The sequence below is a fragment of the Mycoplasmatota bacterium genome (genome assembly GCA_018394295.1).
Taxonomy (GTDB): domain Bacteria; phylum Bacillota_I; class Bacilli_A; order Haloplasmatales; family Haloplasmataceae; genus JAENYC01.
Genome location: CP074573.1, coordinates 1,277,623 through 1,303,127, shown reverse-complemented (window position 1 = coordinate 1,303,127; position 25,505 = coordinate 1,277,623). Strand labels below are relative to the sequence as shown.

The window sequence follows — 25,505 nt, the reverse complement described above, 5'->3', positions numbered from 1 at the left end:
TTTCAATTATAGAATCAGGAGGATTACATAATGGAATTTTTTGCTGAAGTAATTGGTACAGCGCTTTTAATTTTACTTGGAGGTGGCGTTGTAGCTGGTGTGGTACTTAAAAAAAGTAAAGCAGAAGGATCAGGTTGGATTGTAATAACATTAGGATGGGGATTTGCGGTAGCAATGGCGGTATACTTAACAGGTCATATCTCTGGAGCTCATTTGAACCCTGCGGTAACAATTGGATTGGCGATAGCTAATAAATTTGCTTGGAGTAAGGTTGCTTTATATATCGTTGCTCAAATGATTGGTGCATTTATAGGTGCAACAATTGTCGCAATTTACTATTATCAACATTTTGAGGAAACAAAGGATTCAGATTCAGTTTTAGGTGTATTTTCTACAGGACCTGCAATAAAAGGAACATTCTTCAACTTATTTAGTGAAATAGTAGGAACATTTGTTTTAGTATTAGTAATACTTGTGATGGGATTACAGGAAATGTCTGCTGGTTTAGGCGCATTAGCAGTAGGATTTTTGATTGTATCAATCGGATTAAGTTTAGGTGGAACTACAGGTTACGCAATTAATCCAGCACGGGATTTAGGACCAAGAATTGCTCATTTTATTTTACCAATTCCAAATAAAGGAAACTCAAATTGGAAATATGCATGGATTCCTGTCGTTGGACCTATCATTGGTGGTTCATTAGCAGCACTTTTATACTTAGGATTTTTTGCATAATACAATAATAATTATTTTTATAAAAAAATATATATAATCTAGTAATATAGAGGGAGAATCAATATGGAAAAATATATTATGTCAATAGACCAAGGAACAACAAGTAGTAGAGCCATTATATTTAATAAAAATGGCGATATTATATCTGTTGCTCAAAAAGAATTTCAACAAATCTTCCCAAAACCAGGATGGGTTGAACATAATGCGAATGAAATTTGGTTATCTGTATTAGCTGTAATATCAGAAAGTTTGGTAAATTCAAACATACTACCTAATCAAATAAGCGCTATTGGTATCACAAATCAACGTGAAACTACAGTTGTTTGGGATAAGTTCACTGGATTACCTATCTACAATGCGATTGTATGGCAATCTAGACAAACATCTGGTATTTGTGATGAGTTAAAAGCTCAAGGTCATAGTGAGATGTTTAGAGATAAAACAGGTTTATTAATCGATGCTTATTTTTCAGGAACAAAGGTAAAATGGATTTTAGATAATGTAAAAGGTGCACGAGAAAAAGCAGAAAATGGAGATTTATTGTTTGGAACAATTGATACCTGGTTAATTTGGAAATTATCTGGTGGAAAAGCACATGTTACAGATTATACTAATGCATCTAGAACGTTAATGTATAATATCTATGATTTACAATGGGATGACACGTTACTTGAAATATTAAATGTACCAAAAAATATGTTACCAGAAGTTAAACCATCTTCACATATTTATGCGAATACAGTAGCACACCATTTCTTTGGTCATGAAGTACCTATCGCAGGTGTTGCAGGTGACCAACAAGCAGCTTTATTTGGTCAAGCTTGTTTTGAAAAAGGAATGGCTAAAAATACATATGGTACTGGTTGTTTCATGTTAATGAATACAGGAGAAAAAGCCATTAAATCAAACCATGGATTGTTAACAACCATCGCATGGGGAATAGATGGAAAAGTAGACTATGCATTAGAAGGAAGTATCTTTGTAGCAGGATCTAGTATACAATGGTTAAGAGATGGATTAAGAATGTTCAAAGATGCCTCTGATAGTGAAGCCTATGCTACTAAGGTAGAAAGTACAGATGGTGTATATGTCGTACCTGCCTTTGTTGGATTAGGTACACCTTATTGGGATAGTGATGCACGCGGTGCTATATTTGGTTTAACACGTGGGACAACAAAAGAGCATTTAATTCGTGCTACTTTAGAATCAATTGCTTATCAAACAAAAGATGTTTTATGTGCTATGGAAGAAGATTCAAAAATAAAATTACAGTCATTACGTGTCGATGGTGGTGCAGTTAAAAACAATTTCTTAATGGATTTTCAAGCAAATATTTTAGGGACTCATGTTGACCGTCCTACAGTAAGTGAAACGACTGCTCTAGGTGCAGCTTATTTAGCCGGTCTAGCAGTAGGATTCTGGAAAAACAAAGAAGAAATAAGTAAATCATGGAAAATTGATCGTGTGTTTACTTCAACTCTTGAAAATGAAACACGTGAAAAAATGTATGATGGCTGGAAAAAAGCTGTTCAATCAACCATGTCTTATAAATAAACCTAGAAGTAAAGAATGAAAACAATAAAGTAAAATATAAAAAAGGGCTTTAAAAATAAAACATCCTAAAGCCCAACAATAAAGAAGACATCTCAAATTGAGTTGTCTTTTTTACATTTAATGAATGGTTTATAAATAACTTAACAAGACACTCATTTTTTTAGTATCTTGTTAAGTTACTTAAGTTCTATATGCACTTCTTTACCTAGTTCTTTAGCAATCTTAATTAGAAAATCTAATGATGGATTATATGATCCACTTTCAAATCTTGAAATATTTGACTTTTGGGTCCCAACTCGTAAAGCCAATTCTTCCTGAGTAATTTTCTGTTGATTTCTAGCTTCAATAATCTGAGATATAATCTCATAACGAGGTTCTAGTTTTTCATATTCATCTTTAAATTCTTCATCTTTCCTCATTTGATCTTTAAAGTCATCAAATTTTATACCTGATTTACTCATCGCGACACCTTCTTTCATAATCAGATTTATATTTTTTTGCTCTCATCTTAGGATTAAGTGATAATAAAAAATCCTTTACCAGGACATCGCCATTCTCTTTTTGATATTATTCTATTTCATATTCCTCTCACGCACCTCCAATTATTGTATATCCAACTTTCATATGTATATGTTATCATATATGATAACATAATTCAAAAGTTTATTATTTAACACCAGAGGTAAATCAATTGAATTATACTGAGATTAAACATTTTTAGATTAATATTGGTTCTAAACATGAAGTAAAAATTAAAGTAAAATGACTATTTATTGTAACCTAATATATATTCAATAATTTCTATTTTTTAAAATAGATATGATATCTATTCTAAAAGTTGGAAATATTAACCAACTTTTTTTTATATTTTGTAAATATCTATTGATTTTTTTTATATTATAGTATAAAATTAAACAGTGTTCAATAATTAAATAATGTTTAATGGAGTGTGTAATGAGTCGAGAAAGGCAACTAAAAAAACAAGAGGAAATAAGAAACAAAATACTGAATATTGCTAAAAAGATTATTACTGAAAAAGGGGTAGAGCATTTGTCAATTCGTAAAATTACGAATGAATTAGATTATTCTCCCGGGATTATTTATCATTATTTTAAGGATAAGAATGAAATCATTGAAACCTTAGCTAAAGATGGGTATATGAAAATTTTATCCGCGATATCTAAAACTAAAAGAGATGTTAATGATCCTTTAATGGAAATAAAAAGTATTTTTCAAGCATATATTAATGCAGTCCTAGACTATCCCGAAGAATATAAAGCTTTTATGTTAAGTAATGATCCCAATATTATAGAAAAAACAACTGTTTTAGAAAAAGGAATTTCAAAAAGAAGTAAGACGATGAGTTTATTAACAGAAATCATTCAAAGGGGAATAGATGAGGGTCAATTTCAAGATAATGATGCGGAATTAACAGCTCAAATTGTTTGGTCATCAGCGTTTGGTCTTGTGATTCGCTTAATTATTGAAAACAAAATCGGAAATGATCAAAAGGAAAAACTAATTCAAAAACATTTTGAAATCCTATTTAATGGATTATTAAAAAAAGAAGGAGGAAGTGTATGAAAACTTTAATTATTTATGGAACAAGGTATGGAAGTACAGAAAAGTGTGGTCAATTATTAAAAAATGAGTTAAATGGGGAAATCGATTTATGTAATTTAATGACAGAGGAGATTCCTGATTTAAATCCCTATGAAAATGTTATTATCGGTGGTTCTATTTATATAGGACAAATTCAAAAAGAAGTAAAAACTTTTATTTCTACTCATTTAAATGAATTACTTACCAAAAAGCTAGGTTTATTTACTTGTTGTTCACGAAAAGGTGATATAGCGATTGATCAAATAAACACTGTATTTGGAGAAGATTTACTAAATCATGCAGTGGTTAAAGATTATTTTGGTGGAGAAATTTATTATAAGAAAATGAAATTTTTAGATCGCTTAGTTACAAGAATGGTGAGTAAAGCAGATAAAGATTTTCCTATATTAGATGAGAACAAAAATGGTAGTTTTTTAAAACATGAAGCAATACATAATTTTGCTTCATTAATGAATGAAGATAAGGGGGAATAGGATGCTAAAAAAAATAATTATTACCTTAAGTATTATATTTGGTATTTTTGTATTAGTAGTAGCAGGAGGATTCATTTATTTATTACATGGAAATAAAGAAGTATTGAATTTAGAGATAAATCCGATTGTGTTAGATAATATTGAAGATGGAACATATAAGGGTGAGTTTAATGGTTATAGATGGTCTAATAAGATTGAAGTTATAATTGAAAATCATAAAATTATTGAAATAAGAATTATTGATGATATGACATTTAAACGAGATGAAGTATCAAATGAATTATTTGATCAAGTAATAGAAGAACAATCATTAGAAGTAGATGGTGTTTCTGAAGCGACTATTAGTTGTAATGCTTATTTAAAAGCGATTGAAGACGCATTAGATGAAGATTAAAATAATTATACTAAAAAACTACCGCTTTAACGGTAGTTTTTTTGGAATTATTAGCAGCAACTAAAGCCAGAATAACAAACACATCCAATAATAGCAAGTAAGATAAATAATACTAAAACAATTGCATATGTATTTCCATATCCATATCCTCCAGCAATACCGTTAGCCATAGTAATCCCCCTTTCTACTAGGTCACTTTATAATATGTAGTAGTGTTAATTCTTTATAGTGAAATCGTTTATTATTTGTTTATTTTATGAAAATTAAGTCTTTATCTTATACATATACCTAGATAAAAAAGAACTACTCTTAACAGTAGTTCCTACTCATCATTTGAATTTTTTTACTAGCAGCAAGTACATCCTATAATCGCTAGTAAGATAAATAATACTAAAACAATACTAAATAAATTATAACAATATCCACCAGACATTCAGATCATCCTTTCGGTTTTATTAATATATTATATGTATCAATTATATTATTTTATAGTGAAATAGCCTGATGTAACTAATTTTTATTAAAATAAAATTTATCTTTAATTAATTAAGATTACTGATTAAATCAGTAATCTTATGATGATAAGTCAGGATATTCTTGAGGATTTAAGGCTTGATATATATTATGTTTTATATTAAATATGGATTAATTAAAAAGTTTAAAAATATAAAAAATGGTTCTTGTGATTACAAGAACCATTTATTATCACATCAACTTAAAAATTATTGGTATTGTTTTATTGCTTTTTGTTATTAGTTATAAAAACTAAATCGTTAACTTCATCTTCAAAACGATAAATTCATAAATTATTATTAAAATTTAGATAAACGAAACGGAGGAATTCTATTTATCTAATTGAATTCATTTGTTAGTTATGTAAGAGAATATTCAGAGTTTAATTAGCATCCCCATCCTGAGTAGCATGCACATCCAATGATAGCTAATAAAATAAATAGAACTAATACAATTGCGTAACCATAACCATAACCGTAACCTGCACCTTCCATAAGAAAGCCTCCTTTCACCTAACATCCATAGTATCATATGAAAAAAAAACAGAAAAAGTTAGTACATTCGTTTATTTTTTAAGGAAAAATTTTATTTTTTACCCAAAAAAACAGGACTTCTTGAAAACCAAAATTTTATTTATTTTTTAAATAATTCGTTCTTTTCAATTTAAGTGTTGATGATTATGCAAAAATCCCATATCGATATTCATAATAAGCATCTTTTAAAGATATTGGATAATCAAAATTTAACGTATCCTTATTAGATAAATGATGATTGTATTTTAATAAGTTATACATTATATTTGCATGATCTTTTCGATTAGTTCTATAATGTAATTGTTTTTTATATAGGTAAAATGATAAGTAATCTTGTAAATGTCTTATAGATACACCATGACTATTTTTTATAATCTTAGTAATCCCGGTAGCCAATTGATTAATATCACCTAAACTATTACCTAGATTAGTAGTATAACGTTTTTTATTAGCTATCACAGGAACTTTATCATTCTTAACACCTAAATTATTCGCAAATTGTTGAATACATGGTTTACTGTCAGAAATAATTAAAGTTGTATCCATAAATTTATCGGTATATTTAGTGTATTTTTCCATTGATTCCGATCCAACTCCAGCTATCTCAAGCAACATATTATCATTTTCATCGATTGCAGCGACAATACATACTTTGTGATGAGATATACCTGAATATGCAGATGTATTACCTCTCTTTTTACTATGTCTAGGCATATTTGATGGTTTGGTTCCTTTAAGATTTATCTTTGTATAAATACAATCTAATTCAACTTTACTAGATAAAGTTTCTTTCATCTTTAAGTTTCTGATTGCTTTATAAAGCTTATGTCGCATATAAAAACAAGTTGTGACACTTAAATTATTATAATAAGCAGTTTCTTTTAAAGATAATCCTGATATTTCACAATCAATAAATTTTAACCATATATCTTCAGTACATCTACTTCTATAAAGAAGAGTGTTAGATGTATCACAAAATGATTTATTACACTCGCGACAAATGTATCTTTGAATTCCTTTGTTTGTTTTTCCATTTTTAACAAACTCAACTGAACCACAATGTGGACAATTCAAACAAATATCGCTTTTAGATTCTATAGGGTTATTGAAAGACATAATGAAACTAAAAACATCTTCATAATTCTTTATAGATAGTTTATTTAATTCATTAATTAAATCTATTTTATTTATCATTCTAATTACCTCACTTTATAATTTCATTATAAAGTGACTTATTACATCATAGATGTAACAATAAAAAAATATCAACACTTAAATTGAATTTAGCGAAATAATTTATTAATTTGAATATATTTTTCTAATTAAGTATCCTTTTTATGTCAATTATTTTTTTAAAAAGTTATGTACATAATAAAAAGACCTATAAAATGGTGATAGGGTGTTTGTCCCAATTCATTTTATAGATCATTCTTACTATAATTATATTCTGCGTTCTGTTTTATTAAATAAACGCTTATAGTTTGGAATATGTCTCCATAGGATAAATAATAAAAAGATACCAATTGTTATTACTAAATAGATGTCAGAATAAAAATATTTGAAAAATGGTTCATCCTGGTATATGTAGGAAATTATTGATGATAGAAAGATTATAATAGCTGCTAATGTTGATGATAAAGAAACATATCTTGATATAACTAATGTTATGATAAAAGCTGCAAGTCCTATAAATAAAATAATTGGAGATGAAAATATTAGTACACCAGCACTTGTAGCAACCGCTTTACCACCTCGGAATTTTGCAAATATCGGAAACACGTGACCGACAACAGCAGTTATACCAAACATAATAGTAGGAATATCAGTTTGGAAAATGTAATAAGCCAAAAATACGGAAGTAACACCTTTCATTACATCTAATAAGACAACAATACCTCCCAGTGTTTTTCCTAAAACACGAATGGCGTTTGTTCCACCTAAATTTCCACTTCCATGATTTCTTATATCAACATTTCTAGATAATTTTCCAACAATAAGCCCTGATGGAATTGAACCGATTAAATAACATATTAAAAGGTATATTAATTCATTATAAATGTTCAATGTTAACACCGTCCTTACTTTAAGCATTATACCATAAAACCTTATCTTTTGCATAGAGTTAGTAGTTTTTGTTAATTTATATTCAAAATTATGGCAAAATCATTTATAATAGGAGTGTATGTACTTGAAAGGGTGAAAGAAATGCCAAAGAATTTAAAATACAATGAAGAATCTATACAGGTATTAGAAGGGTTAGAAGCCGTTCGAAAACGTCCTGGGATGTATATAGGTTCCACTGATTATCGTGGACTACATCATTTAGTTACTGAAATCGTTGACAATGCCATTGATGAAGCAATTCAAGGATATGGTAATGAAATAAATGTCACCATTTTTAATGATAATAGTATTGAGGTTCAAGATTTTGGACGTGGAGTCCCAACAGGAATGCATAAAACAGGAAAGCCTACCCCAGAAGTGATTTATACTGTTTTACATGCTGGTGGAAAATTTGATGGGAATAGTTATAAGACTGCAGGTGGTCTACACGGTGTTGGTGCTAGTGTTGTTAATGCCTTATCTGAATATTTAGAGGTAGAAATACGCCGTGATAATAAAGTATTTGTCCAAAAATTTTCAAAAGGTGGTAAAGTCATATCACCATTAAAAGAAACCGGTAGAACGAATAAAACAGGAACAACCGTAAAATTTAAACCTGATTCTAAAGTTTTTTCTACCACGAAATTTAAATTTGAAATTTTAGAAGAAAGATTTCGCGAGTCAGCTTTTTTATTAAAAGGATTAAAAATCACCTTAAATGATAAGAGAACTGGTCGTACTGAAACCTACCATTATGAAAAAGGGTTAGAAGCATTTGTAGAATACTTAAATGTCGATAAAAACACCTTTCATGATGTTGCTTTTATTTCTGGTAGTAGTAATAATATAGAAATCGAATATGCATTTCAATATATCGATTCTTATTCTGAGAATTTTTTATCATTTGTTAATAATGTTAGAACAAAAGATGGTGGGACACATGAAGTCGGTGCCAAATCGATTATGACAAAGGTAATTAATGAGTTAGCCAGAAAAAGCGGATTCTTAAAAGATAAAGATAAGAACTTAGAAGGGACTGACATAAGAGAAGGATTAACCTGCATTATCTCTGTTCGAATTCCTGAAGATTTACTACAATTTGAAGGACAAACTAAAAGCAAATTAGGAACACCTGAAGCACGGACTGCAGTTGAAAGTACCTTATCAGATGAACTTACTTTTTATTTTACGAAAAATCCTGATGTTTTAGACAGTATTGTTTCAAAAGCCTTAAAAGCAGCACATGCTCGTGAAGCAGCAAGAAAGGCACGTGAGATTGCACGTTTAGGAAAAAAAGTTAAAACGAATATGAATCTAAATGGTAAATTAACACCAGCCCAAACGAAAGACCGAAGAAAAAGTGAATTGTTTATTGTAGAAGGAATATCTGCAGGTGGAAGTGCTAAACAAGGTAGAAATAAAAAATATCAAGCCATTCTGCCATTACGTGGTAAAGTAATTAATTCTGAAAAAGCTAAAATTGATGAAATACTTAAAAATGAAGAAATCAATGCATTAATTAATACAATTGGTGCAGGTTTTGGTGCTGATTTTAATATTAAAAAGATTAATTATGATAAAATCATCATTATGACGGATGCTGATACCGATGGAGCACATATACAAATATTATTACTAACCTTTTTCTTTAGATTTATGACACCATTAATTGAAAATAAAAAAATCTATATTGCTTTACCACCGCTTTATAAAATCAGTAAAAAAAGTAATATCGATTATGCCTATAGTGATGAAGAATTAAGTGAAAAGACGAAAAAAACCAGAGGAAATTACACCATACAACGTTTTAAGGGATTAGGTGAAATGAATGCTGATCAGTTATGGGAAACCACTATGAATCCTGAAACAAGAACGTTAGTTAGAGTCAATATCGAAGATGCGATTGAAGCTGATCATTTCTTTACTATATTGATGGGAGATCAGGTTGAACAGCGACGTGATTGGATTGATCATAATGTATCCTTCACACTTGAAGACAATTTTGGTATTGAGGAGAGAAAATAATGGCCAAAAAAATGGAAGAAATAAATAAAATTATTGATGAGAATATCGAATCAGTATTATCTGATCGATTTGCTCGTTATTCAAAATATATTATCCAAGAAAGAGCCTTACCCGATGTTCGTGATGGATTAAAACCTGTTCAAAGAAGAATATTATATTCAATGTATAAAGAAAAAAATCTAAGCAATAAACCTTACCGAAAATCAGCTAAAACAGTTGGGAATGTTATTGGTAATTATCATCCTCATGGAGATTCATCGGTTTATGAAGCGATGGTACGTTTGAGTCAAGATTGGAAAATGAGAGAACGTCTAGTTGATATGCATGGAAATAATGGTAGTATCGATAATGATCCTCCAGCAGCTATGCGTTATACTGAGGCAAGATTATCAAAAATAGCTGAAGAATTAACACGAGATATTGATAAATATACGGTTGATTTTGCATTGAATTTTGATGATACTGATTCTGAACCAACGGTGTTACCATCAAGATTTCCTAATATTTTAGTCAATGGTTCACAAGGAATATCCGCTGGATACGCAACAGAAATTCCTCCTCATAATTTAGATGAAGTTATTTCAGGGACCATTTACCGTTTAAAACACCCCCTCTGCTCATTGGAAGAAATTATGAATATTATTGGAGGTCCTGATTTCCCTACTGGAGGAATTGTTCAAGGAATAGATGGGATAAAAACTGCCTATGAAACAGGAAGAGGAAAAATAGTCGTTCGTTGTAAATATTATTTTGCAGAGAAAAAAAATCAAATAATAATTACTGAAATTCCTTATGAAGTTAATAAAGCTAATCTACTGAAAAAAATAGAAGATATTCGTTTAAATAAAAAATTAGATGGCCTAGATGAATGTCGTGATGAATCTGATAAAGATGGGTTACGTATTGTGATTGATTGCAAAAAAGAAGCGAATCGAGAATTCATTATAAAGTACCTATTAAAAAACACAAACCTAAAAGTTAACTATAATTTTAATATGGTTATGATTCACAATAAACATCCAAAACAATTAGGCTTATTAAATATATTAGATGCTTATATTGAACACCAAAAAGAAGTAGTCATTAACCGTTCTAATTATGAATTAAGTAAATCAAGAAAAAGATTACATATATTAGAAGGTCTTATTAAAATGGTTTCGATTTTAGACCAAGTGATTTATACCATCAGACATTCTAAGAATAAAGTAAACGCTAAAGAGAATATCATTGAACAATTTGATTTTAGTGATGAACAGGCTGAGGCAATTGTTACATTACAATTATATCGTTTAACAACAACAGATATTGAAACTTTAGAGGAAGAAGCAAGACACCTAACATCCTATATCAATGAATTATTAGAAATATTAAATTTTGAAAATAAATTAGTAAAAGTTATTATTAGTGAATTAAAACAAATTCAGAAATTATATGCAAATCCTCGTATGACAGAAATTCAAAATGAAGTTGAAGATATTCATATCGATCAAACGAAAATGATTAAATCAGAAGATGTCGTGTTAAACATAACTAAACAAGGTTATATTAGGACTTTTAAATGTAAAACGAATGAGATGACGATTAAAAATGCCAGCATCACAGCAAAAGATTATATTATAGCCAATTTACTAGTGAATACCTTAGATAAAGTATTACTTTTTACGAATAAAGGAAATTACATCTTTTTACATGTTCATCAAATTGATATTATTAAAAATACAGACTTTAAACAACATATTAATGATTTAATAAGGATAGACCCTGATGAACATATTGTTAAAGTAATTGTTGTGAAAGAGTTTAGAAAAAACCAATATATTGTGTTGGCAACTAAACAAGGTTTCATTAAACGAAGTCCACTTTCTGAATTTGAAACAACTCGTAATAACAAAAGTTTTACTTCCATATCATTTAAACATGACGATGATGAATTAGTTAATGCTTATTTATCTGATAATAAAAATCGAGAGGTAGTTATTGTTACTAAATTTGGATATTTAAACAAATACAATGAAGATCAAATACCAGTCAATAAGTTAAAGGCTGCAGGAGTGAAAAGTATAAACTTAAAAACAGATGATGAAGTTGTATCATTTAATTATATTTATAATAATCATTATGAGTTAATATTATTAACTAATAGAGGTAATATTAAAAAAATTAAACAACAAGAAATTTCATTTTCTGTAAGAACTAACCGTGGTAGTATGACATTAAAACCACTAAAGAAAAATAGTCATCAGTATATTGGTTCAGCGTTCCTAAAAAAAGATGAACCATTTGTGGTTGAAAAAGATGGTTCTTACTTAACTTTTGTAAATCATTTAAATTCTTATTCAGAAATTATCAGTAATGGGAAATTATTCGAAGAATTTAAGGGGAAGGTGCAATTATCCAACCTCGTTGAAATTACAACTAATTTAACTAATGTTTTTAGTGATAAATTGATAAAAAAAGAACAAATAAGTAATAAAATCGATAAAAAAGAATACGAACAATTAGAATTATTTAAAAATTAATTTACCAATATTTGACTTATTTTGTAAATTATTATATAATTTATGAGAATATGATAAATTAAGGGGGAAAGAAGCAAATGAAGGCGATATTAAAAATCATTTGGTTCGCATTAACTGTTGTAATTTTACAAAGATTTGGTTCAAATATTTTTACTGCAGAAAATGTTGGTGTTATTTCAGACAAGCTTACTGCATATTTCCCAGCTGGTCTTCAAGATAAGTTTAAATTGGGCGATTTATTAAAACTTGATGCTTTAAAACAACTCACATTTGTGATTTTATTATTTTTAGGTTTAGATATTATCAGTGGAGATATTAAGGGAATTATTAAAGGACCAATTAAATTAGCTTTTAATTGTGTGTTATATCTAGTTGGATTCTCAGTTTTATTCTTCATTTTAAATGGATTTTCTATTGCTCTATAAATAATATGTCGAGTTTTATCGTTTATTTTAATCATTTTTATCAAAATGAATATATTTAAATGGAAATATTTAATTTTTTTATAAATAAATATTTCCATTTTTATTTATTTGATATATAATTATATTAAAGCAGAAGGGGGGATAAGATATGTATTATTTTCCGAATATAAAAACAACGCCATTTGCACCACAATTAATTACACAATTAACTAAATCATATGAAAATAAAGGAAATGAACTTTATTACTTATCTTTAATTAAAAATGATAGTAAAGTGATAAAGCAAAATGTGATTGAAACTGATTCTGAGTTTTCAGGATATTTATTGCATATTGATTTATCAAATCAAAAATATAAATTACTAACACAACAAGGTCTTACACCAACCAATCGAAAAGAAAAATTAATTGCTAATTTTCTAAAATTCTTTCAAATTATGCATAAAGCTGAATCAAATTGGAAACTTTCTACAAATGGTATTATTGAAATACAAGAATTCATCTTTCGTGAGTTTGATCCTAATTCAAGTATTGAAAGAAAAAGAAATCGACTCGAAAAGAAAAGTGAATTGGATAATTTAGTGACACAATTTAATCAATTAGTAAGTGAAAATGAATGTGAACTGATCACTTTATTTTGTGCCTTCACTATTGATTTCATCAATTTACGCGTGTTTGACCAGTATAATGAATTTATTGGCATTATTTTACTCATGTTATTATTAAAACAATATGGATATAAAATTGTTGATTATGTTAGTTTCTTTAGTACAATATTTGATGAAGAAGATAAATATATTGAAGCTGTTAATAAATCATCAATGAATTGGGGGATTGGATTACCTCAATATCATTTCTTTACTATATTTATTATCAATGTTTTAAATAAAATGTATGAAAATTTCGAAAAGTTATGTAAAAACTTTCAAAGTGATAAACAATATAGTAAGGAGGAATTAGTTGAACAAATTGTATATAGTTTCAATAATCTCTTTACTAAAGAGGACATCAGAAAGTATAATCCATATATAAGTGATTCGACAATAAACCGATCACTTAAGAACTTAAGAGAAAGGGGAATTATAGAGCCAACAGGAAAAGGACGCTCTGCAAAATGGCGAAAAATTAAACATAGTAAATATCAATCATTCTAAGGAGTACACATGATTAAAGTTGTAAGCATCATTAAGTATTTTATAGCCTATCTATTTATTGGACTAGCTTTAGGTTCCTATTTCCCAGTATTGACGAGTTATTTGAAAAATGATTTGAAAATTTCCTCAATACAAATTGGAACTTTGATGGCCATTACCACAATTGTTCCTATCTTAACATTACCGATATGGGGAATTGTAACAGACAAAATTAAATCACCAAAACGTTCCTTAATGATTGCAGTCTTATTTAGTGCAGTTCTTATTTCCTTATTAACATTTATTAAAACATATATTTTGTTTTTTCTTATCATCGCTTTATTTATGACATTTCGTGCACCAATATTTGCTTTATACGATGAAATACTAATTAATGTGTGTAAAGAAAGACAGGTTAATTATGGAACGATTAGAGTAGGTGGGTCATTAGGTTTTGCGATTTCTGCCATCATTGGTTATTTTTATGCAAACCTTTATGGACACGAAATAATCTTTATATTAAGTGGTATTTTCTTCTTAATCGTATTTATTATCATCATCGTTAGTGACGATGTTAACTATAAAGAAAATGAAAAAGAAAAAATGAATATTAAAAATGATCTACCGATATTGTTTAATAATAAATATTTTATTATTATTACGATATTAGTAGGGATTACCTATGGAGTGAATGATTCTAATCTTCCATATATGAGTACTTATTTAGAAAATATTGCAGGAAGTAATCAATATAATGCATTAGCCATCTTTTTATCTGTTATTATTGAAGTACCGATGCTTTACTTAACAAAATATTTATATCGGATATATTCACTTAAAAAAATATTTCTTATTATTAATATAATGAATGTATTTCGTTATTTGATGTTCTTCCTTTTTCCAAACTACATCATGATACTTATGTTAGCTTCGGTACATGGATTAACATATAGCTTGAGTTATCCAATGCTTATACAATTCACTTCAGAAAATGTAAGAACAAAAGTATTAGCAACTGCTTATTCCTTATTAAGTGCTATTGTTGCGGTATCAACCGCTTTTATCACTTATTTAACAGGGTTGATTATAGATAGTGGGGTACAAAATATCTTTTTATTATTTTTATCTATACATATTTTAAACATCATTTTAATTATCATATTATTAAAAAATTATGATTTTAAAGCAAAAACAGTATAAATGGAGTTGTAGACATGTTAACTAATTATCACACACACCATCATTTTTGCCGACATGCTTGTGGCAATGTTGAAGATTACGTCAAAAAAGCTATCGCTGAAAAGTACGATATTATTGGTATTTCTGACCATGCTCCCATGCCAAAATATTATAATGATAGAATGCTAATGAATGAGTTAGCTATCTATCTAGAAGAAATAAATCAGTGTCAAAAAAAATATCACGATAAAATTCAAATCAAAGCAGGACTTGAAATTGAGTATTATGATGAATTTATTGATTATTATCAAGAATTAAAGCGTAAGTTGGATTATATGATATTAGCCACCCATGATTATATATATAAAGGGAATAAACATTGCGGATTTTTTATTCGTAATGATGAAATGTTAGCTGGGTATTTTGAAACACTAATTAAAGGAATTAAATCACATTTATTTGCTTTCGCTGCACACCCTGATTTATTTGCATTTTCTTATCATTTTAATGATTTAGCAGAAGAATATACGCGAAAACTTGCAGAAGTTTGCTTAGAAGAAGATTTTATTTTAGAATTTAACGCGAATGGATTTAGAAGGGGTAAAACGAATATTGCAGGAAAATACAGATATCCTTATCCGTATAAACCTTTTTGGGATATCATAAAAGAATATCAAGTAAAAGTGATTGTCAATTCTGATTGTCATGATCCTAAACTATTAAATGATAATTTTGAAAAATATGCTAGAGAAATAGCTTTATCAAGTGGTTTGAATGTAGTCACCACTATATAAATTAAAAAGAGGGTGAGGTAAATGGATTTAAACAAAAATCAAATGGAAGTTTTGAAAGCTCCCTTAGGATTTAATTTACTAATTGAAGGGTATTCTGGTGTAGGAAAAACAACTGTATTATTAAAAAAATATGAGTCGCTTTTGAAAAAACATAAAGTTTCGCAAAATGATACTATTTTTATCGTTAATGATGAACTTAAAAAACAAATTTTATTAAATCAATACTTTTTACTCTCATCTAAATACAATATGTTAAATGTTTATACAATGAATGAACTAATTTACAAGTATTTGAAAAGAATAGACCTACCACTGTTTCAAAATACTATTAATAATGATGATAAAAAATTATTGATTGATGAACTAGTGAAAAATTACCAACTTGGTAATGATAATTTTGATTTTACTGTTGATTTTGTCTTAGATGAAATTAATTATATTCAATCTAATATATGTTTCAAGAGTAACAAAGAATTAGATGAAACCTTAAAACAAGAATTAAAGCATTATTTATTGATTCCACGAAGATCAATAAAAAAAGGACTTTTATCATTCAGAGAAAAGCAAGGTATTTGGCAAATTTATAATGATTATTTAAGTAGTGCTTTAAGTGGTGATTTTTTTGATAAGCAAACATTTTATCAAAGTTTTTTACGTTTAATCTATCATCAACATGAGAATAATGAGTTAGCTATGACATTTACTCATGTATTTCTTGATGATATACAAGATTTTTCGAAAATTGAATTAGATATTATCTATTATTTATATCAGCAAAAAGACGAAGAATATTCATGTTATATGACTTTAGATGAACTAAAATCAAAAGATCGATATAAGAATTTTAAGAGCAGTTTATTATTTAAAAGTATTCAACAATCTGTTATATTAGATATAAATTATCGAAATAGCAAAAATGTTTTTAGTATAATTGAAACAAATTTAACAAATAATGAATTAATTAATCCTAAGTTAACCTATCGTTCAAAATCTAATCGTAACGATTTTAAATCTGTATTGACCTACTATTACAATAAACGAGCAGATGAAAAACGCGAAGTCTTCTTTGATCGCTTAGATTTATTAATTAGTAATATGAATTATTCATTAAAGGATATATTAGTCATGTTTACTGATATGGATAATTTAGAATATATGAGAAACCAATGTAAAATGAATAATATTAAGGTACATGATATTTATGATCATGTAGGAATGAGAGAAGTAGATGCGATTACTTTTGTTCATAAAAAGGATATTACAAATTGTGAGTTTAAAGTGGTTATTATTTACGATGCAGACAATAAAAAATTATGTACAGGTCCAATTAATAAAATTATAAATATCAATAAAAATTTCGAAGATGCGATTAATTTCTATATAGCATTAGCGAATGCAACTGATTTTTTAATCATCAATTCATCTATATCTGAACCATCCCATTTATTATTGCCTTCTCTTATAGATTATAATAAATTTGTTTTTGATATTGGTTCAAAATTTGAAATTAAATCAACTCTAAATGTATATCGAATTAGTGATTTTATCGCATTTATTAAAGATAATTTATGTAAGTATTATGGATATAAATTAGAAGATTTAAAAACACATCCTATTTTTGATATTTTAATTGATGTAGATTATCATAAAATTGGAGTTAAAATATTGGATAATAATATAGATAATGATGTGATTAGTTATATATTAAAAAATGGTCAAGATTTAACAAATATAGTTATCTTTGACAGTCATCATTACTTAACCTTTAAAAATGTCAACAATGAGTTTATTCGAGTAGTTGATATTCCAAGTAAATAAAAGAAAGGTATGGTATTATGTATAAAAAAGATTCATACGTTTTTGTAGGATTAATTTTAGTATTTTGTTCGGCAATGGGTTTATTAGCATCAATTGTATTTAAATTAAATATCCCTTTAGCTCTTATAATTGGTGCAGTAATCGGGATTATTATAGGGAGTGTAATTGATCTATTAATAAGAAACAAACGAGAATCTAAATCATAAACAAGAAAATGAGTATAAAAACTCTGTTTTACAATTATTCATATGACATGTAAGCACGTACTATTAACTGTTTAGAACGTGCTTTTTATGTTTAGTTATATAAATAGAAAAAATAGGGATAAGAATAAGAGAATTAGTTGTTATAAAATTAGATAAATAGTATAGTATAAATAAATCCTATATCTTTTGATTGAAGTTCAAGTAATCCATTTAGGCATGGATAATTTAACTCATAATCATATATTTAATAAAATATTTTAGGGGGGAAAATGATTAATAATTCAGAAAAAACATTGACCAGCATATATTTTTTACAAATAATAGCTACATTTTTATTAACTATCTATTATAATAATAGATTTTTTGTTGTATCAATAATTATATCAATTATATTTCAATTAGTTATTTTTATTATTTTACTAAAAGTATTACATAATATAAAAATCCGAAATGAAGAAAATAAGAAAAAAATTGATATTAGTATATCTAATCCTGAAGAAAAGAAAGGAAAGATGACTACGCTTAATGTTAAAATATTTAAGAAAAAAAGTGTTTTATTAGCTTTCTTTCTAGTCTCCTCATTTATTCCATTTGGGGCAGCCTATTATGAACAACATAGTATTAAAATAATAAGTACAGTAAGAGATTTCTATAAAATATATAATAATTTAGATGGTAAGTATTATTTAACCAATGATTTAGATTTCACGGGTATCAATGAATTTAGTAATTTCAGTCAATGTAATAAGTCGTCAAAATTTGAAGGGATATTAGATGGTAATGGATATAAAATTACTAATTTAAATCAACCATTACTATATTGTATTGGTAAAAATGGTGTTGTTCAAAATATTGATTTTGAGGATTCCCTTATTGAAACTGATTTAAATACCATTGGAACTGTCGCAAAAGTAAATTATGGTAAAGTAATGAATGTCGATGTATCAGGAGATATAAAAGCCAATAATCAAGTTGGTGGTATAGTAGGATTTAATAATGGGATAATTGAATTTTCATCATTTTCTGGTAGTGTAGAAGGTTATGACGAAGTAGGGGGAATTTCTGGTAGAAGTGCTACCACAATAACAAAGTCCTATGCGCTGGGCACAGTGAGTGGCAATATTCAAATTGGGGGAATTGTAGGATATTCATCTGGATTAAAGAGTATTATAACAAATAGTTATAGTAACGCTACTGTAACTGGAAATATGTATGTTGGTGGAATAGTTGGTCGTGATGTGGGACAAATTCGTTATAGTTTTGTCCTAGGAGATATACATGCTTCCGAATATATTGGAATACTTTCAAGTCATACAACATCACATTTAAGTTTCATGTTAGGAAATGTATATGGAGAAAATTATCGTCAAGTAGGAGTTATGTATATTTATGAAGGTAAAACAATTGAAAATTATGAAATCCCTAGTGATAGTATTATTGATGAGGAACAGCTATTAGATAAAAATTGGTATATTAATACTCTTTATTATGATGAAAACATTTGGGATTTCAGTGTACTAGAAAAAGGATATCTACCTATTTTACAAAATAAAGAAAATCAACCATTATATAAACTGATTAAAAATAATTAGGATGAATCTAAGTTATGAATGAAAAACGAAACATATTATCTATAATTAAAAATTTACTAATCTGGTTTACTGTCTATATTGTATTTTCTGAAATGTTCAGTGACTTTTCCGTTGGTATTTCACCTTCGAGTGTAACAGAGTTTCTTGATTATTTTGATATAGCAATCGTTCCATTACTGTTCATTATTTTATTAGAAATTAAAGAGATTAAAAAAATAACAAAGTGTCAAGAAGATTAATATTTTTTAGGAGGGGATATCAATGATATTTGGTAAAGATAATTTAGAAATGCGGGAATTTATTTATTCTTTGATTGATTTTGACAAAGTTAACTCAGTGTTGGATTTAGGATGTAAAGATGGATTAGACTTAAGAAATTTGGCAAAAAAAATATCAACCAAAGAATCTGAATTATATGGGATAGATATTAGTGAACGATTTATTGAAAAAGCAAAAGAAGTTTCTAAAGATAATAGTAATATTCACTATTTAGTTGCTGATGTATCAAGAAAACTACCATTTAAGGATAATTATTTTGATTTAGTATATTCATTGAATTTATTAGAATGTATTGAGATAAAAGAATCGTTCTTAAAAGAAGTTAATCGAGTCTTAAAAGAAGAGGGTATTGTTGTTTTTGGTCATTTCGACTGGGATTCAATAATAATAAATGGAAAAGATAAAAAACTAATTAGGAAAATTGTGACTGCTTATGCTGATAATCAGCAAGACTGGATGGGTTCAGTTGACTCTTGGATGGGAAGAAGATTGTTAGGAGAATTTAATAAGACTAAACTTTTTAAAGGTTCTATTTTTACCTATGTTCTAACTAATTCAGAATTTGAAAAAGGAAATTATGGCTATGGAATGATTAAAGGCTTTAAAGATTTAATAAAAGACAACTTAATTACTAAAGATGAATATGAAAGATTTTATGATGAAATGCTACTATTAAACCAAACGGGTGAGTACTTTTTTAGTATAAATATGTACATCTATGTTGGAAGGAAATGCTTTCAATGATATAACTTTCCTTCCAAAAAGTGAAAAACTAATATGAGTGATAACAAATAGTAGAATTGATTAATTATACATCGAAGTGGGTTAAATTTAACTCACTTTTTTATTATTTCTATAGACATTATTGAAATCGTTTAACCAAGATAAATTATTCTAATATCAAATGATTATTGAAGTAATACTTACTTTAGAGTTTAATTTTAGTAAACTTTTTGGTAAAAAATTGGGAGTTTATATTGACAAATAGTATAAAATTATTTATAATTTATAAATGTTTATAAAAACTAAACTTTAAGTTTATACTAGTAATACTTTAGGAAGGATGAATAATCATGAATATTGGGTCAAAAATTAAACGTCTGAGAATGGAAAATGGTTTAACTCAAGAAGAATTAGCGGACCGTTGTGAATTAACCAAAGGATTTATTTCTCAACTCGAAAGAGAAATGACATCACCTTCTATCACAACTCTTCATGATATTTTAGAAGCATTAGGGACAACATTAGGCGACTTTTTCGCTGAAGAAGATGATGAAAAAATTGTATTTAAAAACGAAGATATTTCAATTAAACATGATGAAGATCATAAGATAAAAATACATTGGGTTATCCCAAACGCTCAAAAAAATGAGATGGAACCGATTTTAATCGAACTAGAACCTGGTGGCCTCTCTTATAAACATACCCCACATCCAGGGGAAGAATTTGGATATGTTTTAGAGGGAGAAATCGAGTTAATCCATGGGAAAAGAAAGTTATTAGTTAAGGCAGGAGAATCATTTTACTTTTTCCCTAATAGAGAACATTATATCAAAAATAAAGCTAAAAAAGTATCTAAAGTTTTATGGGTTACGACCCCACCTACTTTTTAAAATAGGAGGATCAGAATGATTAATAACAAAATTAGCAACAATCATCAAAAAATATCTAGTTCAAATCAATCTTTAATTGATATAAAAAACCTATCTAAAGAGTTTGATGGAGAGATAGTGCTAAAAGAGATTAATTTATCAATTAAAGAAAATGAATTTGTGACATTATTAGGACCTTCTGGTTGTGGTAAGACAACAATTTTAAGAATGATTGCTGGATTTGAAACTCCAACAACAGGAGATATATTATTTAATAATAAATCAATAATACATATAGAACCGAACAAGAGACATATTAATACCGTATTTCAAAAGTATGCATTATTTCCACACTTAAATGTATTTGAAAATATTGCCTTCGGATTAAGACTTAAAAAAATGAAGGAAAATGAAATTGTTCAAAGAGTAAAACAAATGTTAAAGCTCGTTAAACTAGAAAATTTTGAACATCGAAATGTTAAACGATTATCCGGTGGCCAACAACAACGGGTGGCAATTGCACGTGCTTTAGTTAATGAACCAAAAGTTTTACTTTTAGATGAACCACTTGCAGCACTAGATTTAAAACTACGTCAAGATATGCAGTATGAATTAAAAGAAATGCAAAAGAAAATTGGTATTACCTTTATCTATGTAACACATGATCAAGAAGAGGCACTAACAATGAGTGATACTATTGTAGTTTTAAATAATGGTTTAATTCAACAAATAGGCTCTCCAACAGATATTTATAATGAACCTAAAAATCGTTTTGTAGCTGATTTTATAGGTGAGAGTAATATTATATCAGGAATTATGATTGAGGATTATAAAGTAAAATTTGAAGATTATATTTTCGATTGTGTTGATAGAGGCTTCCATTATAATGAACCTGTAGAGGTTGTTATACGACCTGAGGATTTAAAAATAATCAAAAAAGATAATGCTCCTATGATTGGAGTAGTTGATTCAATTATTTTTAAAGGTGTTCATTATGAAATATGTGTTATTGTAAATGGAAAAGAATATGTAATTCATACGACTAAACCAGCCTCGATTGGTGATATTGTTGGCTTAACTGTAGAGCCTGAAGATATTCATGTTATGGAAGTGGGTGTAATACAGGATGAATCAATCACTTAAAAGACTAGCATATCCTTATCTTTTATGGATTTTTATTATGATTGTTGTTCCATTCTTTTTGGTTTTTCTATATAGTATCACATCAAATAAAGGTGGAAGTTCTGCAACATTTAAATTTACATTAGATCATTATATTGCATTTTTTAGTTCAACTAATTTTAATATATTATCTAAATCCATTTTACTTGCTGTTCAAACCACTGTATTATGCTTATTATTTGGATTTCCTGTTGCATGGATTATATCAAAAATTCATATTAGGATGCAAAATGTGCTTATTTTATTTTTCATTTTACCAATGTGGATTAATATGTTACTTAGAACCTATGCTTGGCAGATTATATTAGGTAGAAGTGGAATATTAAATTATTTATTTAGTTTAATTGGAGTTACATTTAATGGGATACTTTACACAGATGCTGCAGTACTAATAGGTATGGTTTATAATTTTATTCCTTTTATGGTACTTCCTATCTATACAACGCTCATAAAAATTGATGATGATTTAATTGAGGCTGCAAGTGATTTAGGAGCAAGTACAAAAGAAATTTTCTTAAAAATTATATTTCCGCTATCTATTCCTGGAGTGGTTACTGGAATTATTATGGTATTTTTGCCAGCTGTCAGCTCATTTGCCATTCCACGTCTTCTAGGTGGAGGAGATTATATATTAATTGGTAATTTAATAGAAAAACAATTTTTCTTATTAGGAAATTGGAATTTCGGTTCTGCAATTTCAGTTATCTTGATGATTATAATAATATTATCAATGAAGTTTATGAAAAAATCTGATGAATATAAATCTAAGGGAGGGGGTACCCTTCCATGGTAATAAAAACACGTCATGTAATGTATTTAATATTTATGTTTTTATTTCTCTATGCCCCTATCTTTGTTTTAGTATTTTACTCATTTAATGAAGCAGATTCAATGGGGAAGTGGAGTGGTTTCTCTTTAAAGTGGTATATTGAATTATTTAATAACGAAAAAATCCAAGATGCATTTGTTTATACCATAGTTTGTGCAATTATATCAACCACTGTTTCAACTATACTGGGTACCATATCTGCATTAGGGATTTACAAAACTTCAAAAAAGATAAAAGAAACTGTCTTAAATATAAATTATTTTCCAGTAATTAATCCTGATATAGTAACAGCAGTTTCATTAATGATTTTATATGTTTCATTAGGGATTCCACGTGGTTTTTCTACGATGGTACTTGCCCATATTATGTTTAGTACACCTTTTGTAATTTTGACCATACTACCAAGGTTAAATGCGTTAGACCCAAACATGTTAGATGCAGCAACTGATTTAGGGGCAACACCACTTCAAGCAATTCGAAAAGTGATTATTCCTGAAATCATGCCTGGAATCGTTGCAGGGGCTTTAATCGCTTTTACGATGTCAATCGATGATTTTGTAATTAGTTATTTTAACACATCGAACGGTGTTACAAATCTATCAATTGAAATCTATAATATGGCAAAAAAACCAATCAGACCAACTGTTAATGCATTAGCAAGTCTAATGGTCGCATGTATTGTTTTATTCGTCTTTTTCGTAAATAGAATAAGTTATAAAAATAAAAAAGAGAGGTTTTAAAATGAAAAAAATTATTAGTAGTTTAGTATTAATTATGTTATTTTTCATTATCTTAGTTACTCCCAACAATAGCGTTAACGCTGAAGACACGATCACTTTAAATGTATTTAATTGGGGAGAGTATATTGATGAAGAGGTAATAACAGAATTTGAAACAGCATTTCCTAATGTAAATGTAAATTATGAAACATTTGATTCTAATGAATCAATGTACACAAAATTAACAACTGGAGATGCAAAATATGATGTAGTTATTCCTTCAGACTATATGATTGAAAAACTAATTAAAGAAGATCTTTTAGTTGAATTAGACCCAGATAAAATGCCAAATCGTAACGAAATATCAGATGAGTATTATGAAAAATCAAAGGTATTTGATCCTAATAATAAATACACAATCCCTTATTTTTGGGGAACAGTTGGTATTTTGTATGACACAACCAAAGTAAATAAGCCTGTAGATTCATGGTCTATCTTATGGGATGAAGATTATAAAAAAGATATCTTCATGTATGATAGTCAACGCGATTCTTTAATGGTTGCCTTAAAACTTTTAGGTAAATCAATGAATACAACCAATAAAGATGATTTAGAGGAAGCTAAAAATAAATTAATTGAACAAAAACCACTTGTTTATTCATATGTGACTGATTCTGTCATTCAACAAATGATTAGTGGGGAAGCAGCACTAGCTGTTGTGTACTCAGGGGATGCATCTTTTATCATGAGTGAGAATGAAAATATGGCTTATGCTATTCCTAAAGAAGGAACTAATTTCTGGATTGATTCAATGGTTATTCCTAAAACAAGTCAACATGTTGATTTAGCACATGAATTCATTAACTTTATGTGTAAACCTGAAATAGCCACTAAAAACACAGAATATGTTATGTACTCATCTCCAGTTGAATCTGTATTCAATACAGTAAAAACAGAAGATTGGGCAAGTAATATAGCCTATAATCCTGAAGGGATTATTGATATCTTAGGTGGAGATGTTCAAACAGAAGTATTTAGAGATCCAGGTGATTTTATCAATGAGTATGATAAAGTTTGGTCTGAAGTTCTCGCACCAAAAACAAATTATATTATTCCATTAATAATTGGAATTGTTGTAATTGTTGGAGTAGGAGGATATTTCTTATATTCAAGAAAGAAAAAAAGTTACTAATACTTTTCAATTTAATCAGAAAATAAAATCGATAAAAAGCACTTTTAGTTCACTATAAACTATCAGTGCTTTTTTACATGTTATTAAAGTACTT

Annotated in this window: 27 protein-coding genes; 21 read left to right on the top strand and 6 right to left on the bottom strand. The window is 27.9% G+C overall.

What is annotated here, in order from left to right:
* The first annotated feature begins 30 nt into the window (after positions 1-30).
* Both KHQ81_06000 and glpK read left to right on the top strand, forming a co-directional pair.
* Positions 31-735 (top strand): aquaporin family protein, encoded by a 705-nt coding sequence (locus tag KHQ81_06000; protein ID QVK19251.1) that lies wholly within the window; start codon positions 31-33, stop codon positions 733-735.
* A 63-nt stretch (positions 736-798) separates the two neighbouring features.
* Complete coding sequence (glpK, locus tag KHQ81_05995; GenBank protein ID QVK19250.1) at positions 799-2,289, top strand: glycerol kinase GlpK; 1,491 nt, start codon at positions 799-801, stop codon at positions 2,287-2,289.
* A 176-nt stretch (positions 2,290-2,465) separates the two neighbouring features.
* Here the strand turns inward: glpK and KHQ81_05990 are convergent, their stop codons facing one another.
* Entirely contained in the window at positions 2,466-2,750 is a 285-nt protein-coding gene (locus KHQ81_05990; GenBank protein QVK19249.1) for a helix-turn-helix transcriptional regulator, read from the bottom strand.
* A gap of 493 nt (positions 2,751-3,243) precedes the next feature.
* On the opposite strand from KHQ81_05990, the gene KHQ81_05985 reads away from it, so the two are divergent.
* The 3 genes from KHQ81_05985 to KHQ81_05975 are packed head-to-tail and all read left to right on the top strand — an operon-like array spanning position 3,244 to position 4,779.
* Positions 3,244-3,873, top strand: a complete 630-nt coding sequence (locus KHQ81_05985; GenBank protein QVK19248.1) for a TetR/AcrR family transcriptional regulator — start codon at positions 3,244-3,246, stop codon at positions 3,871-3,873.
* Positions 3,870-4,385, top strand: a complete 516-nt coding sequence (locus tag KHQ81_05980) for a flavodoxin domain-containing protein (protein QVK19247.1) — start codon at positions 3,870-3,872, stop codon at positions 4,383-4,385. Before KHQ81_05985 ends, KHQ81_05980 begins: the two co-directional genes overlap by 4 nt.
* 1 nt (position 4,386) lies before the next feature.
* Entirely contained in the window at positions 4,387-4,779 is a 393-nt protein-coding gene (locus KHQ81_05975; protein ID QVK19246.1) for an FMN-binding protein, read from the top strand.
* Positions 4,780-4,829: 50 nt separating this feature from the next.
* Here KHQ81_05975 and KHQ81_05970 read toward each other — a convergent pair whose 3' ends face one another.
* The 5 genes from KHQ81_05970 to plsY all read right to left on the bottom strand — a co-directional run bounded on the left by KHQ81_05970 (position 4,830) and on the right by plsY (position 7,916).
* Positions 4,830-4,949, bottom strand: a complete 120-nt coding sequence (locus KHQ81_05970; protein ID QVK19245.1) for a YjcZ family sporulation protein — start codon at positions 4,947-4,949, stop codon at positions 4,830-4,832.
* Positions 4,950-5,125: 176 nt separating this feature from the next.
* Positions 5,126-5,212, bottom strand: a complete 87-nt coding sequence (locus KHQ81_05965) for a YjcZ family sporulation protein (protein ID QVK19567.1) — start codon at positions 5,210-5,212, stop codon at positions 5,126-5,128.
* A 466-nt stretch (positions 5,213-5,678) separates the two neighbouring features.
* Positions 5,679-5,786: a YjcZ family sporulation protein gene (locus KHQ81_05960; GenBank protein ID QVK19244.1), complete on the bottom strand. Its 108-nt coding sequence runs from the start codon at positions 5,784-5,786 to the stop codon at positions 5,679-5,681.
* A gap of 183 nt (positions 5,787-5,969) precedes the next feature.
* On the bottom strand, positions 5,970-7,019 hold the full coding sequence (locus tag KHQ81_05955) for an IS1595 family transposase (protein ID QVK19243.1): 1,050 nt from the start codon (positions 7,017-7,019) through the stop codon (positions 5,970-5,972).
* A gap of 246 nt (positions 7,020-7,265) precedes the next feature.
* Positions 7,266-7,916 carry a glycerol-3-phosphate 1-O-acyltransferase PlsY gene (plsY, locus tag KHQ81_05950; protein ID QVK19242.1) on the bottom strand — a complete coding sequence of 217 codons (651 nt, stop codon included), beginning with the start codon at positions 7,914-7,916 and terminating at the stop codon, positions 7,266-7,268.
* Between the two features lie 114 nt (positions 7,917-8,030).
* Between plsY and parE the strand changes: the two genes are divergently transcribed.
* The 16 genes from parE (at position 8,031) to KHQ81_05870 (ending at position 25,411) form a co-directional block, all read left to right on the top strand.
* Positions 8,031-9,953: a DNA topoisomerase IV subunit B gene (parE, locus tag KHQ81_05945; GenBank protein ID QVK19241.1), complete on the top strand. Its 1,923-nt coding sequence runs from the start codon at positions 8,031-8,033 to the stop codon at positions 9,951-9,953.
* Between the two features lie 11 nt (positions 9,954-9,964).
* Positions 9,965-12,472 carry a DNA topoisomerase IV subunit A gene (parC, locus tag KHQ81_05940; GenBank protein QVK19566.1) on the top strand — a complete coding sequence of 836 codons (2,508 nt, stop codon included), beginning with the start codon at positions 9,965-9,967 and terminating at the stop codon, positions 12,470-12,472.
* Positions 12,473-12,549: 77 nt separating this feature from the next.
* Entirely contained in the window at positions 12,550-12,897 is a 348-nt protein-coding gene (locus KHQ81_05935) for a hypothetical protein (protein QVK19240.1), read from the top strand.
* A gap of 148 nt (positions 12,898-13,045) precedes the next feature.
* Positions 13,046-14,050 (top strand): hypothetical protein, encoded by a 1,005-nt coding sequence (locus tag KHQ81_05930; GenBank protein ID QVK19239.1) that lies wholly within the window; start codon positions 13,046-13,048, stop codon positions 14,048-14,050.
* A gap of 9 nt (positions 14,051-14,059) precedes the next feature.
* The gene (locus KHQ81_05925) at positions 14,060-15,229 is read left to right on the top strand and encodes an MFS transporter (GenBank protein QVK19238.1); all 1,170 of its coding nucleotides are present in this window, start codon (positions 14,060-14,062) and stop codon (positions 15,227-15,229) included.
* A gap of 14 nt (positions 15,230-15,243) precedes the next feature.
* On the top strand, positions 15,244-16,002 hold the full coding sequence (locus tag KHQ81_05920) for a histidinol-phosphatase (GenBank protein ID QVK19237.1): 759 nt from the start codon (positions 15,244-15,246) through the stop codon (positions 16,000-16,002).
* A gap of 21 nt (positions 16,003-16,023) precedes the next feature.
* On the top strand, positions 16,024-17,820 hold the full coding sequence (locus KHQ81_05915) for a UvrD-helicase domain-containing protein (protein QVK19236.1): 1,797 nt from the start codon (positions 16,024-16,026) through the stop codon (positions 17,818-17,820).
* A gap of 17 nt (positions 17,821-17,837) precedes the next feature.
* A complete protein-coding gene (locus tag KHQ81_05910) occupies positions 17,838-18,026 on the top strand; it encodes a hypothetical protein (protein QVK19235.1) in 189 nt (62 codons plus the stop codon).
* A 269-nt stretch (positions 18,027-18,295) separates the two neighbouring features.
* Positions 18,296-19,618: a hypothetical protein gene (locus KHQ81_05905; protein QVK19234.1), complete on the top strand. Its 1,323-nt coding sequence runs from the start codon at positions 18,296-18,298 to the stop codon at positions 19,616-19,618.
* A gap of 14 nt (positions 19,619-19,632) precedes the next feature.
* Positions 19,633-19,857 (top strand): hypothetical protein, encoded by a 225-nt coding sequence (locus KHQ81_05900; protein ID QVK19233.1) that lies wholly within the window; start codon positions 19,633-19,635, stop codon positions 19,855-19,857.
* A gap of 22 nt (positions 19,858-19,879) precedes the next feature.
* Entirely contained in the window at positions 19,880-20,641 is a 762-nt protein-coding gene (locus tag KHQ81_05895; protein ID QVK19232.1) for a methyltransferase domain-containing protein, read from the top strand.
* 329 nt (positions 20,642-20,970) lie between these two features.
* Positions 20,971-21,510 carry a helix-turn-helix transcriptional regulator gene (locus KHQ81_05890; protein ID QVK19231.1) on the top strand — a complete coding sequence of 180 codons (540 nt, stop codon included), beginning with the start codon at positions 20,971-20,973 and terminating at the stop codon, positions 21,508-21,510.
* A 15-nt stretch (positions 21,511-21,525) separates the two neighbouring features.
* Complete coding sequence (locus tag KHQ81_05885; protein QVK19230.1) at positions 21,526-22,632, top strand: ABC transporter ATP-binding protein; 1,107 nt, start codon at positions 21,526-21,528, stop codon at positions 22,630-22,632.
* A complete protein-coding gene (locus tag KHQ81_05880) occupies positions 22,616-23,464 on the top strand; it encodes an ABC transporter permease (protein QVK19229.1) in 849 nt (282 codons plus the stop codon). Before KHQ81_05885 ends, KHQ81_05880 begins: the two co-directional genes overlap by 17 nt.
* On the top strand, positions 23,458-24,240 hold the full coding sequence (locus KHQ81_05875; GenBank protein ID QVK19228.1) for an ABC transporter permease: 783 nt from the start codon (positions 23,458-23,460) through the stop codon (positions 24,238-24,240). Before KHQ81_05880 ends, KHQ81_05875 begins: the two co-directional genes overlap by 7 nt.
* Position 24,241: 1 nt before the next feature.
* Complete coding sequence (locus KHQ81_05870; GenBank protein ID QVK19227.1) at positions 24,242-25,411, top strand: ABC transporter substrate-binding protein; 1,170 nt, start codon at positions 24,242-24,244, stop codon at positions 25,409-25,411.
* The last annotated feature ends 94 nt before the right edge of the window (positions 25,412-25,505 follow it).

Coding starts and splice junctions, on each gene's coding strand:
- KHQ81_06000 (QVK19251.1), top strand. CDS start 31: ATGGAATTTTTTGCTGAAGTAATTGGTACAGCGCTTTTAATTTTACTT.
- glpK (QVK19250.1), top strand. CDS start 799: ATGGAAAAATATATTATGTCAATAGACCAAGGAACAACAAGTAGTAGA.
- KHQ81_05990 (QVK19249.1), bottom strand. CDS start 2,750: ATGAGTAAATCAGGTATAAAATTTGATGACTTTAAAGATCAAATGAGG.
- KHQ81_05985 (QVK19248.1), top strand. CDS start 3,244: ATGAGTCGAGAAAGGCAACTAAAAAAACAAGAGGAAATAAGAAACAAA.
- KHQ81_05980 (QVK19247.1), top strand. CDS start 3,870: ATGAAAACTTTAATTATTTATGGAACAAGGTATGGAAGTACAGAAAAG.
- KHQ81_05975 (QVK19246.1), top strand. CDS start 4,387: ATGCTAAAAAAAATAATTATTACCTTAAGTATTATATTTGGTATTTTT.
- KHQ81_05970 (QVK19245.1), bottom strand. CDS start 4,949: ATGGCTAACGGTATTGCTGGAGGATATGGATATGGAAATACATATGCA.
- KHQ81_05965 (QVK19567.1), bottom strand. CDS start 5,212: ATGTCTGGTGGATATTGTTATAATTTATTTAGTATTGTTTTAGTATTA.
- KHQ81_05960 (QVK19244.1), bottom strand. CDS start 5,786: ATGGAAGGTGCAGGTTACGGTTATGGTTATGGTTACGCAATTGTATTA.
- KHQ81_05955 (QVK19243.1), bottom strand. CDS start 7,019: ATGATAAATAAAATAGATTTAATTAATGAATTAAATAAACTATCTATA.
- plsY (QVK19242.1), bottom strand. CDS start 7,916: ATGCTTAAAGTAAGGACGGTGTTAACATTGAACATTTATAATGAATTA.
- parE (QVK19241.1), top strand. CDS start 8,031: ATGCCAAAGAATTTAAAATACAATGAAGAATCTATACAGGTATTAGAA.
- parC (QVK19566.1), top strand. CDS start 9,965: ATGGAAGAAATAAATAAAATTATTGATGAGAATATCGAATCAGTATTA.
- KHQ81_05935 (QVK19240.1), top strand. CDS start 12,550: ATGAAGGCGATATTAAAAATCATTTGGTTCGCATTAACTGTTGTAATT.
- KHQ81_05930 (QVK19239.1), top strand. CDS start 13,046: ATGTATTATTTTCCGAATATAAAAACAACGCCATTTGCACCACAATTA.
- KHQ81_05925 (QVK19238.1), top strand. CDS start 14,060: ATGATTAAAGTTGTAAGCATCATTAAGTATTTTATAGCCTATCTATTT.
- KHQ81_05920 (QVK19237.1), top strand. CDS start 15,244: ATGTTAACTAATTATCACACACACCATCATTTTTGCCGACATGCTTGT.
- KHQ81_05915 (QVK19236.1), top strand. CDS start 16,024: ATGGATTTAAACAAAAATCAAATGGAAGTTTTGAAAGCTCCCTTAGGA.
- KHQ81_05910 (QVK19235.1), top strand. CDS start 17,838: ATGTATAAAAAAGATTCATACGTTTTTGTAGGATTAATTTTAGTATTT.
- KHQ81_05905 (QVK19234.1), top strand. CDS start 18,296: ATGATTAATAATTCAGAAAAAACATTGACCAGCATATATTTTTTACAA.
- KHQ81_05900 (QVK19233.1), top strand. CDS start 19,633: ATGAATGAAAAACGAAACATATTATCTATAATTAAAAATTTACTAATC.
- KHQ81_05895 (QVK19232.1), top strand. CDS start 19,880: ATGATATTTGGTAAAGATAATTTAGAAATGCGGGAATTTATTTATTCT.
- KHQ81_05890 (QVK19231.1), top strand. CDS start 20,971: ATGAATATTGGGTCAAAAATTAAACGTCTGAGAATGGAAAATGGTTTA.
- KHQ81_05885 (QVK19230.1), top strand. CDS start 21,526: ATGATTAATAACAAAATTAGCAACAATCATCAAAAAATATCTAGTTCA.
- KHQ81_05880 (QVK19229.1), top strand. CDS start 22,616: ATGAATCAATCACTTAAAAGACTAGCATATCCTTATCTTTTATGGATT.
- KHQ81_05875 (QVK19228.1), top strand. CDS start 23,458: ATGGTAATAAAAACACGTCATGTAATGTATTTAATATTTATGTTTTTA.
- KHQ81_05870 (QVK19227.1), top strand. CDS start 24,242: ATGAAAAAAATTATTAGTAGTTTAGTATTAATTATGTTATTTTTCATT.